The organism is Paenibacillus sp. 10L310, from assembly GCF_056395745.1.
In genome coordinates this window covers 56,939-70,627 of the sequence record NZ_JBFTKC010000011.1, presented here as the reverse complement: position 1 = coordinate 70,627, position 13,689 = coordinate 56,939, and the positions used below count along the sequence as shown (strand labels likewise).

Below are 13,689 nucleotides of genomic sequence, written 5' to 3'. Positions count from 1 at the left end.
CCGTTTTTTTATTAATGAAGGCTTGCAGAGCAAAGATAAACGAACGGTACATTATTTTTGCAAAAGTAGCAGGCTTGTAGGAGGGGAACGTTAAGATGAACAAAGGACGCGTTGTGAGCATCATGGGTCCGGTTGTTGACGTCGAGTTTGATCGCGGCGGTCTGCCGGAAATCCTCAATGCCATTACGATCACTACAGTAAGTGAGAGCGGCGTTAGTGTAAACCTTACACTCGAAGCTTCGAAACATCTGGGTGACAACCGAGTACGTTGTATTGCGATGTCCTCCACGGATGGACTTGTTCGTGGTATGGAAGCTTTAGATACAGGAGCACCAATCTCTGTACCCGTCGGAGAAGCAACACTGGGTCGTGTATTTAACGTACTCGGCGAAGCGATTGATACTGGCGGTGCCGTAGCTGCTGAGCACAAGAACCCGATTCACCGTTCAGCACCTGCATTTGATGAACTGACTACCCAAGCAGAGATGCTGGAGACAGGAATCAAAGTTATCGACTTGCTCGCTCCTTACGCTAAAGGTGGTAAAATCGGTCTCTTCGGTGGTGCCGGTGTAGGTAAGACGGTAACCATTCAGGAATTGATCAACAACATCGCACAAGAGCACGGCGGTATCTCCGTATTTGCGGGTGTTGGTGAGCGTACACGTGAAGGTAATGACTTGTATCACGAGATGAGTGATTCCGGCGTTATCAACAAAACAGCAATGGTTTTCGGACAAATGAACGAGCCTCCAGGCGCACGTCTTCGTGTAGCCCTCACAGGTCTGACGATGGCGGAATACTTCCGTGATGAAGAAGGCCGTGACGTGTTGCTCTTTATCGATAATATCTTCCGTTTCACCCAAGCGGGTTCAGAAGTATCTGCCTTGCTTGGACGTATGCCTTCCGCGGTAGGTTACCAACCTACGCTGGCAACAGAAATGGGTCAACTGCAAGAACGTATCACATCAACGAAAAAAGGTTCTGTAACATCCATCCAGGCCATCTACGTGCCTGCGGATGACTACACTGACCCGGCTCCTGCAACGACGTTTGCCCACTTGGATGCAACGACGAACTTGGAGCGTAAAATTTCCGAGATGGGTATCTACCCTGCGGTAGATCCACTGGCTTCCAGCTCCCGGATCTTGTCCCCTGAAGTTGTAGGTGAAGAACACTACAGCGTAGCTCAAGGCGTTAAACGTATCTTGGCACGTTACAATGAATTGCAAGATATCATTGCAATCCTGGGTATGGACGAGTTGAGTGAAGAAGATAGAGCGCTTGTATACCGTGCTCGTAAAATCCAACGTTTCTTGTCCCAGCCTTTCCACGTTGCTGAAGCATTTAACGGTATTCCGGGTAAATACGTTCCAGTTAAAGAAACGGTGCGCAGCTTTAAAGAGATTCTCGAAGGTAAGTATGATGATCTTCCGGAAGCAGCTTTCCTCTTTGTTGGTACAATTGAAGAGGCAGTGGAGAAAGCCAAAACACTGGTTTAGTCTGAATCCAGGATTGTCCTTATGAAGCGGGCTATCCTTCGGATATTTCAGGAGGGATGGAATTGAGCACCTTTTTGTTGGAAATCGTAACACCCGAGCGTTTGGTCTATTCAGAACAGGTGAATAGCATTACGGCTCGTGGTATTGAAGGGGAACTGGGCATTCTGCCAGGTCATATTCCTATGGTTACACCTTTGCAGATTGCACCAATCTATATCCATAACGGAAAAGAAAATAAACGAGTTGCTATCGGTGGCGGGTTTATCGAAGTTCGTAAAGATAAGGTTGTTGTACTCGCAGAGAGTGCTGAATTCCCGGAAAGCATTGATGTGGATCGTGCGCGTGCGGCGAAAGAGCGGGCAGAACGTCGGCTTGCAAGCCAAAGCAATCAGGACCACTTTGATCACCGTCGTGCAGAGATTGCGCTGCAAAAAGCGGTTAACCGGATTAATGTGTTCGGCAAATAAACGATTCTTTGAAGCCTGGCGGCTTAGTCTGCCGGGCTTTTTTGAGTTTGTTTAATAGAATTGTTTTATCGAATATATCAAAAGGGCTGACCACAAATCCATCCTATCCCTTCAGTAAACAGAAGTATTTTAAGCAAAATATTCACCGATTATGATTATTTGAATAGAATGTAGGACTAAAGTAGTGGGCGCATTTACCACTAAGAGAACCATTTTTTTCATGAGTAAATTTAAATTATTTCCGAGGAAATGACAGAATCGATATCGAAATAGCGCTCTTTTATGTCGTTTTAGTCACAAAATCCCGGCATTTTAAAATTAAAATATTTTAGAAGTGGAAATCAATGTAATTGACAATGTATGATGAAAGAGCCTATATTCCATAGAGTCAGCAGAAGCAGGAAGCTGCGTAGTAGATTCCATAGTCATGCACAGCCGCATTGTTGCTGCTCGGTGATTGGGCATCAGGAGATTCCTGCCTGGCAGGAGTAAATCTGACAGTACGCTCAGTATGTTGTGCTTAAGACATTCCAGTATACTAACAAGTTATGGGTGCCGGGCATATGATATGCTGATCGCTGCAACAAATGTGGAGGTAAAGAATATATGGATACTGATCTGACGAATCAGGTGAACCAAGCGTTAAGCACCAATGGCTTGGTCTCAATCATCGTCTCCCTGTTATGTATTGCGTTGTCTTGGTGGGCTTTGACAAATCTCAAACTGGATTTAATCATCAGGCAACCACGAGGTGCTCAGGGAAGACTGTTGCATTTGTTGCTCGCCATCATTTTGGGGCATGCCGTTGCTGGCTTTGTCATTGACTACTTGTCCTGGACTCAAATGTTGCGTAATTTGTTTTAATGTTGAGATGGTTGGTTAATCATCTGTTAGGTTCTTCAAGCTGCTCATTGTCGAATAACATCGATTAATTGTGTTAACAATTAGAGTATGAGTTGTCGGTAAAGAAATTAAGAAAAAAATGTGACGTAAAATTGGATGAATTTGAGATGTTTTATGTAAAAATGCTTGTATCGTACAATTCAACAATGTTATGATGGAAGTTAGGGAATTCACAATTGTTCACTTATTTTGTAGTTATAAACGGGATATCCGGTTCATGCCGGCTAATAACCATCCCACTCTGTCTGTTCTGATGCTCTGCTGGCTTGTAAGACACTGATTTTTACATGCTGAATAGCAAGATGCACGGCACATGGTATCATTGATATGGATTATAAAAACCAATTCTTTTCTGAACAGACATCTGTGGCAATATGCCAGAATATGTCGAAATTCCACACACAGCAACAGTCCTTTCTAGCATAGTGGGGCTTACGTATTCCGGAATGAAGAAAAGGGAATAAAAGCGCGGAGGGAACCATGATGAGCAAATTTATCGTCCGCGGTGGCAAAAGGTTGACCGGAAGTGTCAAAGTTAGCGGCGCTAAAAATTCTGTTCTTCCGATCATCGCTGCCTCTCTCTTAGGGGAAGAAGGACAAAGCGTTATTATTGACGCGCCTCCTCTAGACGATGTGATGACGATTAACAAGGTGTTGGAATCGCTGGGAGCGGGAGTTACATACCGGGACGAAGTGATTACCGTAAATGCGGAGAAACTTACTTCCTGTGAAGCCCCGTATGAATGGGTAAGTAAAATGCGGGCGTCTTTCCTGGTCATGGGGCCTTTGTTGACTCGTATGGGTCATACAAGAATCTCACTTCCTGGTGGATGTGCCATCGGTACACGGCCTATTGATCAGCATTTGAAAGGTTTTGAAGCCATGGGCGCAGAGATCAGCTTGGGCCAAGGTTATATCGAAGCTCGTAGCCAAGGTCGGTTGCGTGGCGCGAAAATTTATCTGGATGTGGCTTCCGTAGGTGCCACTCAAAATATTATGATGGCTGCAACATTGGCCGAAGGTGTAACTGTTCTGGAGAACGCGGCAAAAGAACCTGAGATTGTGGATCTTGCCAACTTCCTGAATGGGATGGGTGCCATCGTACGTGGTGCTGGTACTGGAGTGATCCGCATTGAAGGTGTGGAGAAACTGACAGGTGTTACACACACCGTTATTCCGGATCGGGTAGAAGCTGGTACGTATATGGCTGCTGCTGCAATTTCGGGTGGTGACGTGTACATTGAAGGTGCAATCTCTGATCATTTAGGCTCCGTTATCGCGAAGCTTGAAGAGATGGGTGTTACAATCCAACCGGATGAGAATGGCGTGCGTGTAATCGCAGATCGCCCTCTTAAGGCTGTGGATGTGAAAACATTACCATACCCAGGATTCCCGACAGATATGCAATCCCAGATGATGGCACTTTTGCTTGCATCTGAAGGAACAAGTGTCGTGACAGAGACTGTTTTTGAAAACCGATTCATGCATGTGGATGAATTCCAATTGATGAATGCGGAGATCAAAGTTGAAGGACGTTCGTCCATCGTCACAGGTAATGCCAAACTGAAGGGTGCCAAAGTAACGGCTACCGATCTGCGTGCGGGTGCCGCACTCATTATTGCAGGTCTTGTTGCTGAAGGTACAACGGAAGTGGGCGGTGTTCATCACATCGACCGTGGCTATGTACATCTCGCTGAGAAGCTTAATGGACTTGGCGCTGACATCTATCGGATCTCGGTTGATGAGCCTAAGCTGGAAGCAACCAAAGCACCTAGTGAAAAAGTGGAGAAAGAAGTACCGATGTTTAAGGTGCAACCAACTTTGGCTTAACACTGGATTGAATAGAAAAAATATGGTCCCTCTATTATAAGTCACACAGTTGTGTGGATTATGAATGCGATGGAACGTGATTGTCAAAAATGATAAAGCTAAGCCATCTGGCTTGGCTTTTTTTGTGTTTACTTTTAAGAAGACAACGAGATATTTGATACCTGATTCTATTAATAGCTGGTCCTAACTTGTATAGCATAACATCGTATTCTGTATCGATTCTGAACCAAATGAAAGAGCATACTTTATATGGGTGTCGGATCCAGCTAAACACCGGTATACAGCGACAGGTCAACGTTTCTAAGATGTAGATAGCAAAAGAAAACAAGAAATTGAACAGAACGAAAAGGGCCTCGTTTCTCTCAAATCAGGTTCTATCAGATCAAGCCAGCTCATAACCTAAACTATGGATTTGAACAACACGACCGGCACATGACCGGCCATAGATAACGGAGGGTTATATTCGAATGAAAGAAGCTCGTGTACAGGTAAAGGTACCCCTTGTCCCTCGTCCAGGTATGCAAGAGCCGGAGGGAAATATCGTTTCTGGAGTGGAAAAAGACAAGCCTGCCCCATTGAACCTGAGGACTGTTCCATCACAGCCTGCAAGATTATCCAATCCAGGACGGGTGTCGGCAGATGAACTGAACCGACAGACAACCGAGCATATTCATATACCTGTTATTGAGCTGGACCAGTTCCGCCGAGTGAAGCGTCGCCGAATGCGGACATTTGGACGAAAACCCCGATGGGGACGTAATACGACGCGATGGCAACCTGCTGCCGCTGTATCTGCCTTATTGGCAATGGCGTTACTGATTCCGGTAATTCTGGTATGGCCGCGGACAAGTGAATCACCAAAGCCGATCCCTGCTCCAACAGATTCAAGCAGTACAAGAACCCCAGCTCCTGCGCCAGCCGTTCCTGTTACGTACCCTGAACCTAAAGTGCGCGTATACCTGTCTGCAACGGGCACAACGATGAATCTGCCATTGGAAGACTATGTTACCGGGGTTGTGGCAGCTGAGATGCCAGCGGAATTCAGACTGGAGGCGTTAAAGGCGCAGGCAATAGCTGCTCGTACATTTATCGTGCGTAGGTTAGCTGCGAGTGATACAAGCGGTGTTCCATCAGGTGCGGCGGATGTGACGGATACGGTCAGCCATCAGGTGTTTATTCCGCCAGATCAGGTGGAATCGGATTGGACGCGTCTAGGGAAGGCGAAGGAATGGGAGAAGCTGCAACAGGCTGTGCGCGAAAGTCGAGATACGGTGATGACATATCAGGGCAAGGCAATCACCGCATCCTTTTTTTCCACAAGTAATGGGTATACCGAGAATGCTGAGGATGTATGGGGGAACGCCGTGCCGTATCTGCAAAGTGTAGACAGTCCGTGGGACAAAAACCTGGCACCAGGATTCAAGCAGACCGTCACCATGAAGCGTAATGATATTCTGCAGAAGTTAAACTTGGATGCTATTCCGGTTACCGCACAGAAGGGTGGATCGTGGATGGAAGTATTGTCTACAACCAAAGGACATCGGATTAAGGAAATGCAGATCGCAGGTGAGACATTCAGCGGACCCGAGGTTCGTAAACTGCTTGGATTAAGATCCAGCCAGTTCAGTTGGAAGACCACAGGTGACGAAATCCAGATTACAACGTACGGTTACGGTCATGGGGTTGGCATGAGCCAATGGGGAGCAAACGGCATGGCGCAGGAGGGACACACGGCCACCCAAATTCTCAAACACTACTATACCGGCATTTCATTCGGACAGGCATCCAAGATGCTTGCATCGAAGTAGGAGAGATGAACACGGATGGATAAAGCGAAATAATTCGAATGAGTAGGAGTATGTGCGAATGTATGCAAATGTATGTGAATGAGAGCAGTTTTGGTTTGGAACTCATCAGACTCTCCGTATATCATTGCGTGCTAACGAATCTGAGAGATCTTATTGGGCGTTATCACAACGAATGGAAATTCTAACGAATCTCAGACACGTTATATCACGATATACCACCGAACTGATCCAATAATAGCGCCCTAAAGAGTAATTAGTGTGTCTACGGTTCGTTAGAATTCCTAAGCCGCGATTTCCCCGCCAATAAGGCCGTCTGAGTTCGTTAGAAATATTTTATAATCTAATCATTAACAAAATGGAGGATACTGCCATTCACTACATGCTCATTCGCAATAAGCAAGCCGAACCAGAACCAGAACGTTGAAATTAAGTTTCCAAGCCCTAAGGTTAAAAAATTGATTTATGTTCCCTGTCTACTAAGCAACTTCTAACTATACTGTAACCATTCATGATTTAGCTTCTTTCAAATCAAGATGTTAGATGGAACATTCAGTATTGGCGCGCTTTGTCTATCTCTAATCTCACATCTCACTTTCAAAGAACCTGGGCGGTTTAAATCTGCATTATCCAGTCACATCCTATATCCTTTCTCTCACCGATAAATGCACCTCATAGAAGGATTGGCCTCTACAGGCAATCCGGACCAGTCTACCAACACCCATTCCGGAGCTTTCGAGATTCGGCTATATATGCGGAGAGTGCTAGCCGTATGGGGAGCGCAGGGGACAGAAAAGACCTGTAGAAACAAAGTGTCCGCCTTTACTATCGGATTTCACCATTCCGGAGCTTTCGAGATTCGGCTATATATGAGGAGAGTGCTAGCGTATGGGGAGCGCAGGGGACAGAAAAGACCTGTAGAAACGAAGTGTCCGCCTTTACTATCGGATTTCACCTTTGAAGAAGGTGATAGAAGAAATCTGGTAGTAACCAGCGGTCGAAAGGTTTTCTGGCCCCGAAGCGGCGCACGCACTAACCACTCACCCTTCACATATATAGCACTCTCTGAAACCTCCGTGAAAATAATTAGAGTCGCGCGTGTATAAAAGAGTTGCACCCGGTAACACTTGTTACTGAGGTGATTAACATGAATGAACAAAACAAAAAAACAAACCAAGAAGAAACTCCTAAAACAACTCAAGGAGTACCGGCTAGTCAGCCCTCTTCATGGAAAAGAGCAATGTCCAAACGCTGGGTCTTCCCGGCAGCCTACATCGCAGCAGCAGGCATTATACTAACCTTAGTGTGGGTCTATCAGGGCACAGGCGACAAAACGCTAAACTCGGACCCTGCTAGCGGGGTAGTAGAAACAGGCGCATCGGCGGGTACAGAAGGAACAGCAGTAGGTGGAGAAGAAGAAAGTGTGGAAGTTGTTGCAAAGTCGGAGAATTTTGTATGGCCGGTAGCGGTACCGTCCGAAATTTCGGTAGTGAAACCTTTCTATGATAGCGAAGCTTCAACCGAGGAACATGAAGCGGCAATGGTGCAGTACAATGATACATTCATCCCGAACACGGGTGTGGATCTGGCACGTGGGGATAACAAAACGTTTGAAGTCAAAGCAGCACTCGCCGGTAAAGTTACCCGGGTTGAGCAAAATCCGCTCACAGGTCAAGTTGTGGAAATCACACATAGCGATAACCTGAAGACGGTGTACCAAAGCTTGGCAGACGTCAAAGTGAAACAGGACGACGAAGTGAAACAGGGAGATGCGATTGCATCCGCTGGCGTCAATGAATTGGGTAAAACGCTTGGCAACCATCTTCACTTTGAAGTGTACGAAGACGGACAGCCGGTTAACCCTCAAGGATATCTTCCGGAAAAATAAATGAATTTTACCGCAGCAACATGACGGGCAGGGGGTTAAACCTCTGCTCTTTTTGTGCTTTTCAGAAAATAATGGGACCTTCGAAGCTTGTCACACCTCTAAACCGCGAATATATAGGCATGCTCCTCATATAATGTACCAAACTATCCACACAGTAGGGAGGCGGGAGCGTGCACGATTACATCAAGGAACGGACCATCAAAATTGGTCGCTGCATTGTTGAGACGAGGAATACGGTCCGTACCATAGCCAAAGAATTCGGCGTGTCAAAGAGTACTGTGCATAAGGATCTGACGGAGCGTCTGCCGGAAATCAACCCTGATCTTGCTGACCAGGTGAAACACATTTTGGAGTATCACAAGTCTATCCGCCATTTGCGGGGCGGTGAAGCGACCAAAATTAAATACAAAAAAACGAGTGGCAAGAAACGTGAGGTGTTGGCTTCCGCCAAATCGTAAGCATCTTCACAAAGACGTAGGCCAAAAAGCTCACACATGCATTGAATCCCTCCCCTGAAGTATGATATGTTAAATGCTGGTACAGGATCGAATTATGACATCTTATCAGCCCGATTTTTACATATATATGTTGCACTTTGTCGAACGAGCGGTGACGTGATAAGGGACTCTTTTTCACAGGATACGCTGACCAAATAATATCACTTTGGGGGCTCTTTTATGTTTAGCAAGGATATCGGTATTGATCTTGGCACGGCCAACGTGCTTATTCACGTGAAAGGAAGTGGGGTTGTCCTCGATGAACCTTCCGTCGTGACCATTGAAAGAGATACGAAGCGTGTCCTTGCTGTTGGGGAAGAAGCGCGTCGTATGGTGGGGCGTACTCCAGGTAACATTGTTGCCATTAGACCGCTGCGTGACGGCGTTATTGCGGATTTCGAGATTACAGAAGCGATGCTCAGACATTTCATTAATCGTGTGGGTGCAAGAAGCTGGTACAGCCACCCTCGAATTTTGATCTGTGCACCAACGAACATTACTTCCGTGGAGCAGAAGGCCATCCGTGAGGCGGCAGAACGCAGTGGTGCCAAAGAAGTGTTTCTAGAAGAAGAGCCGAAAGCGGCAGCGATCGGTGCGGGAATGGATATTTTTCAGCCGAGCGGCAATATGGTCGTGGATATCGGCGGCGGTACGACTGACGTTGCAGTCCTTTCTATGGGCGACGTGGTCACCGCCTCTTCTATTAAAGTCGCAGGGGACAAGTTCGACGAAGCCATTATCAAGTTTATCAAAGCCAAGTACAAGCTCATGATCGGTGAACGGACCGCTGAAGACATCAAAATTGCGATTGGTACCGTACATCCGGGTGGACATCAAACAGAGATGGACATTCGCGGACGCGATATGGTATCCGGCCTTCCTGTTACCGTAACGATATCGGGAAATGAAGTACAGGAAGCACTTTGGGATTCCGTGCAATCCATCATCGTGGCAGCCAAATCGGTATTGGAACGTACACCGCCTGAATTGTCAGCGGACATTATCGACCGTGGTGTTGTATTGACTGGCGGAGGTGCATTGCTGAACGGACTGGACGAGCTTTTGTCCAATGAATTGCATGTACCGGTATGGGTGGCGGAAGATCCAATGCACTGTGTCGTGAAGGGGACAGGCATAATGCTTAATAATTTGGATCAGGTGGTTAAGAAAAAGTTCTAATCTGCCGATATAAATAGCAAAGGTTCGCCATGCTCGGAAAGCAGAACGGACAAGCAGCCAACCTGTGACAGGTCAAGCGCTTGAGGAGAGGGGTTAATTCATGTTAAGAGGTCTGTACACCGCTACTGCGGGAATGATTACGCAACAACGCCGCCATGACACAGCAACACAGAATATCGTAAATATGAACACCACGGGATATAAACAGGTGAACAGCGTAAGCCGTTCCTTCCCGGAAATGCTCATTACTTTGGTGGGCGGAGATGCAAATCTTCCAACAAAGCGGCTGGGCAAGCTGAACACGGGGGTGTTCGCGGAAGAGAGTTTGTCCATGAATTTGCAGGGGACCATTATGGAGACTGGGCAGAAAAATGATTTTTCCATTTCATCCAATATGACTGTCAATGATCCGCAGACTGGACAACCTGTCCCGTTTGACGCATCAGGCAAATTTGTACGGGCCGACGGCACGGTGACTTACCAGCCTCAGGCGTATTTTACAGTTCAGGATGCAGAAGGTAACACCGGATACACACGCGATGGTCACTTCGAGATCACTGGAACGGGACAATTGCTGAGTTCAACAGGTTCACAAGTGTTGGATAATAATGGACAACCTGTAGTGTTGACAGGTTCTGTGGAGCAATTTAAAGTGGATGAGCAAGGCCGTTTGGTAGATGCAGCAACGGGTGCACCAACAGGGGTTACTCTTGGCATTAGTGTCATTGACCAGCCGAATCAACTGGTTCGTCAAGGTAATGGCAATTTCAGTCTCAGCGATGCAAACGGGGCAACGTCCCGGATGATGGCTGCCGGTGATAATGTGCAGATCCGTCAGGGTTACCTGGAAGGTTCCAATGTTGATGCCTCACAGGCAACGGTTGATATGAACGCTGCATTCCGTGCGTATGAAGCGAACCAGAAGGTCGTACAATTCTACGACCGCAGTCTTGATAAAGCCGTCAATGAAGTCGGGCGTGTATAACGCCGACGTTTAAATATAACCGCGCAGCGGAGAGCCAAACGCCCTTTGCGTAGCAAAGCAGAGAGGCTCACGCGAAGCGCAAGAGCCTAGACGTAGCCGAGCCTATGCGAGGAATGCGTAGCAATACCTGAGCGCAGCGACGGTCTCGACAGCCCTTTGCGAAGCAAAGCAAGGAAGAGACCCCGCGGAGCGCAAGAGCCTAGACGCAGCCGAGCCTATGCGAGGAATGCGTGGCAGTACCTGAGCGCAGCGACGGTCTCGACAGTCCTTTGCGGAGCAAAGCAAGGAAGAGACCCCGCGGAGCTACACGCCGCATAAAGAGCGTGCCCGACTATGATTCAGCCATGTGAAACGATGGCGGGAATCATAGTCGGGCAGTCGCGGCGAACACACACCACCGTCACTTAGCAAGATCGTACCCCACTTACCTAATCCGCCTGTTTCGGGAGTCCAGAGGGCAGCGCCATCTGGGGCCCTCCCTACTAGGGAGGGTTTGGGAGGGTGGACAGGACACAAGGGAGGGTATACCACCAATGAATAATTCCATGATTAGTGCCAAGGTTTCCATGACTGCCATACAGCAACGTCTGGATGTCATTTCCGATAATATTGCCAACGTGAATACGGCAGGCTATAAGAGCAAACAAGCGGCCTTCGAGGATGTGCTAACCCGGGTTCAACAACAACCGGACAAGTACAAACTGGATGGGCGTTCCACACCGATGGGATATAACCTCGGTTTTGGTGCTCGTTTGGCAGATGTAACGAAGGATATGTCTCAAGGCCCCTTGAACGAGACTGGTCTTCCGACCGATCTGGCCATTGAAGGAAATGCGATGTTTGCAGTTGAAGCGAATGGGGAGAAAATGTGGACACGTCAGGGTGCATTTCATTTTGTACCTGATACAAGACCTAAGCCTACTCCGAATTCACCTGATATGATGGTGATGGTCAATGGCGAAGGCCACTTTGCCCTGGATCGTCAAGGCAATCGTATTACGGCACCGAATAATAGCAAAGTTGCTTTTGATGAAAATGGCAACCTGTTAATCCGACGCGGTAATGCGGCAAACGCAACCATTGGAGCACAGCTGCAAGTGGTAGACATTGAACGTCCTGAGGGGCTGGTGCAGTTTGCGGATAACCTGTTTGGTCTGGATGCGGGATTAACCGAAGATGATGTATTTGGCGCTAATGCAGCTACACGTCAAGCAGCGGCCTTGATCCGACCAGGATTTCTGGAGCAATCCAACGTTGATCTGACACAGGAGATGTCTTTGCTTATGCAAGGACAGCGGACATATCAGCTGGCGGCAAAGGCGCTAACTTCAAGTGATTCCATGTTGGGTCTTGCCAACAATATGAGAGCGTAAAAGGTGAATGTGATGACAGAAACACAGCAGCAGAACAGTAAGCCGGAGAAAAAGGAAGTCAAGAAGAAGAAGAGTGGATGGCGCATCGCAAGATGGTTCCTGGTTCCGGTCCTGCTTGTTCTTGCCCTCGCTGGCGGAATGGTAGCTGGATATGTGGTACTGGGCAAACAGGATATCGGTTCCGTATGGCAATGGAGTACATGGGAACATGTATATAATCTGGTATTCGCTCCATAATGTAACGAGTTAAGCGAAAACTCCTGCGCAGGCAGGAGTTTTCTTTTTGACGTTGAAAACAGTATAATGATGGATGACGTTTGACGTCACAAAAGAGGCCTCCCCTGCGAAAGACATTCGTCATCGCGAAGAGAGACCCCTTATCTTAACCTTCACTACTGCAGTCATGAAGGATATAACTAGTGTTAACCGAAAATATGCTTTCCATACAAAATTTAAAATTAAAAACCTTTTATATGAGCTTCGACTTGATCATAATCAGGTTTTCCATGTCCGCACTAAAGTCAGTGAAGGGAACGGAATCGTTCGAAAGAAGCGAAGCGCTCGCCTTTGTTTCCTAATGTTATCCATCTGAAAAATAGTTCAGAAACATTAGGAAACAACAGCGATCGAAAGAACGATCCGTAACCGTAACGGTCACCTATGCGCACATGAAAAATCCATGATGAAGAACGCTCATATAAACATCCTGAGAGGAGATTACACTGTGCTCGATATCAAACAGATTCAAGAAATTATCCCGCATCGTCCGCCGTTCCTGTTGGTGGACAGAATTTTGGAGATGGAAGATGGCAAACGTGCGGTTGGTTTGAAAAATGTAACGATTAATGAACCATTCTTTATCGGTCATTTCCCTGAGTATCCGGTAATGCCGGGTGTTTTGATCACCGAAGCATTGGCTCAGGTTGGTGCAGCGGCTATGTTGAACCTGGAAGCTAACAAAGGAAAAATCGGATTTTTGGCGGGACTGGACAACTTCCGATTCCGTGGACAAGTTGTGCCCGGAGATACGTTGATTCTGGAAGTGGAGATTACACGTCTGAAGGGTTCTATCGGTAAAGGTAAAGCAACTGCCCGAGTGAACGACAAAGTGGTCGCTGAAGGCGAGATTATGTTTGCACTGTCAGACCCAAGCTGATTACATACGTGAGCATTGACATCATGCAGGAACGTAGACGGACCGAATGATGCAAGATGTTGAAGTAACTCAGCACACCTGAATTTATATAGACGGAAGGGGTTTAT

General features: G+C 47.1%; 12 protein-coding genes. All 12 read left to right on the top strand.

The features are described 5' to 3' along the window. The first annotated feature begins 95 nt into the window (after positions 1-95). The 12 genes from atpD to fabZ all read left to right on the top strand — a co-directional run bounded on the left by atpD (position 96) and on the right by fabZ (position 13,582). On the top strand, positions 96-1,499 hold the full coding sequence (gene atpD / locus AC1DE7_RS21385; protein ID WP_047840699.1) for a F0F1 ATP synthase subunit beta: 1,404 nt from the start codon (positions 96-98) through the stop codon (positions 1,497-1,499). A 62-nt stretch (positions 1,500-1,561) separates the two neighbouring features. Beyond that, on the top strand, positions 1,562-1,966 hold the full coding sequence (locus AC1DE7_RS21380; RefSeq protein WP_036612555.1) for a F0F1 ATP synthase subunit epsilon: 405 nt from the start codon (positions 1,562-1,564) through the stop codon (positions 1,964-1,966). A gap of 606 nt (positions 1,967-2,572) precedes the next feature. After that, a complete protein-coding gene (locus AC1DE7_RS21375; RefSeq protein ID WP_017691941.1) occupies positions 2,573-2,830 on the top strand; it encodes a DUF1146 family protein in 258 nt (85 codons plus the stop codon). 522 nt (positions 2,831-3,352) lie between these two features. Continuing rightward, positions 3,353-4,699, top strand: coding sequence for a UDP-N-acetylglucosamine 1-carboxyvinyltransferase (gene murA / locus AC1DE7_RS21370; protein WP_017691942.1), 1,347 nt, complete (start codon positions 3,353-3,355; stop codon positions 4,697-4,699). Between the two features lie 467 nt (positions 4,700-5,166). Beyond that, a complete protein-coding gene (spoIID, locus tag AC1DE7_RS21365) occupies positions 5,167-6,507 on the top strand; it encodes a stage II sporulation protein D (RefSeq protein WP_405158030.1) in 1,341 nt (446 codons plus the stop codon). 1,144 nt (positions 6,508-7,651) lie between these two features. Continuing rightward, positions 7,652-8,392, top strand: a complete 741-nt coding sequence (locus AC1DE7_RS21360) for a M23 family metallopeptidase (RefSeq protein WP_036667765.1) — start codon at positions 7,652-7,654, stop codon at positions 8,390-8,392. Positions 8,393-8,562: 170 nt separating this feature from the next. After that, positions 8,563-8,850, top strand: coding sequence for a sporulation transcriptional regulator SpoIIID (gene spoIIID, locus AC1DE7_RS21355; RefSeq protein WP_024632710.1), 288 nt, complete (start codon positions 8,563-8,565; stop codon positions 8,848-8,850). 219 nt (positions 8,851-9,069) lie between these two features. Next, positions 9,070-10,068: a rod shape-determining protein gene (mreB, locus tag AC1DE7_RS21350; protein ID WP_036612542.1), complete on the top strand. Its 999-nt coding sequence runs from the start codon at positions 9,070-9,072 to the stop codon at positions 10,066-10,068. 100 nt (positions 10,069-10,168) lie between these two features. Beyond that, entirely contained in the window at positions 10,169-11,053 is an 885-nt protein-coding gene (locus AC1DE7_RS21345; RefSeq protein ID WP_076209801.1) for a flagellar hook-basal body protein, read from the top strand. Between the two features lie 533 nt (positions 11,054-11,586). Next, entirely contained in the window at positions 11,587-12,426 is an 840-nt protein-coding gene (locus AC1DE7_RS21340) for a flagellar hook-basal body protein (RefSeq protein ID WP_076319216.1), read from the top strand. A 12-nt stretch (positions 12,427-12,438) separates the two neighbouring features. After that, the gene (locus tag AC1DE7_RS21335) at positions 12,439-12,663 is read left to right on the top strand and encodes a DNA-directed RNA polymerase subunit beta (protein WP_017691949.1); all 225 of its coding nucleotides are present in this window, start codon (positions 12,439-12,441) and stop codon (positions 12,661-12,663) included. A 487-nt stretch (positions 12,664-13,150) separates the two neighbouring features. Continuing rightward, the gene (gene fabZ / locus AC1DE7_RS21330) at positions 13,151-13,582 is read left to right on the top strand and encodes a 3-hydroxyacyl-ACP dehydratase FabZ (protein ID WP_062836974.1); all 432 of its coding nucleotides are present in this window, start codon (positions 13,151-13,153) and stop codon (positions 13,580-13,582) included. Positions 13,583-13,689 lie beyond the last annotated feature (107 nt).

Bases quoted from the DNA above. Each gene is read 5' to 3' on its own strand.
- AC1DE7_RS21345 (WP_076209801.1), top strand. From the start codon at position 10,169: ATGTTAAGAGGTCTGTACACCGCTACTGCGGGAATGATTACGCAACAA.
- atpD (WP_047840699.1), top strand. From the start codon at position 96: ATGAACAAAGGACGCGTTGTGAGCATCATGGGTCCGGTTGTTGACGTC.
- spoIID (WP_405158030.1), top strand. From the start codon at position 5,167: ATGAAAGAAGCTCGTGTACAGGTAAAGGTACCCCTTGTCCCTCGTCCA.
- AC1DE7_RS21335 (WP_017691949.1), top strand. From the start codon at position 12,439: ATGACAGAAACACAGCAGCAGAACAGTAAGCCGGAGAAAAAGGAAGTC.
- AC1DE7_RS21375 (WP_017691941.1), top strand. From the start codon at position 2,573: ATGGATACTGATCTGACGAATCAGGTGAACCAAGCGTTAAGCACCAAT.
- mreB (WP_036612542.1), top strand. From the start codon at position 9,070: ATGTTTAGCAAGGATATCGGTATTGATCTTGGCACGGCCAACGTGCTT.
- murA (WP_017691942.1), top strand. From the start codon at position 3,353: ATGAGCAAATTTATCGTCCGCGGTGGCAAAAGGTTGACCGGAAGTGTC.
- AC1DE7_RS21340 (WP_076319216.1), top strand. From the start codon at position 11,587: ATGAATAATTCCATGATTAGTGCCAAGGTTTCCATGACTGCCATACAG.
- AC1DE7_RS21360 (WP_036667765.1), top strand. From the start codon at position 7,652: ATGAATGAACAAAACAAAAAAACAAACCAAGAAGAAACTCCTAAAACA.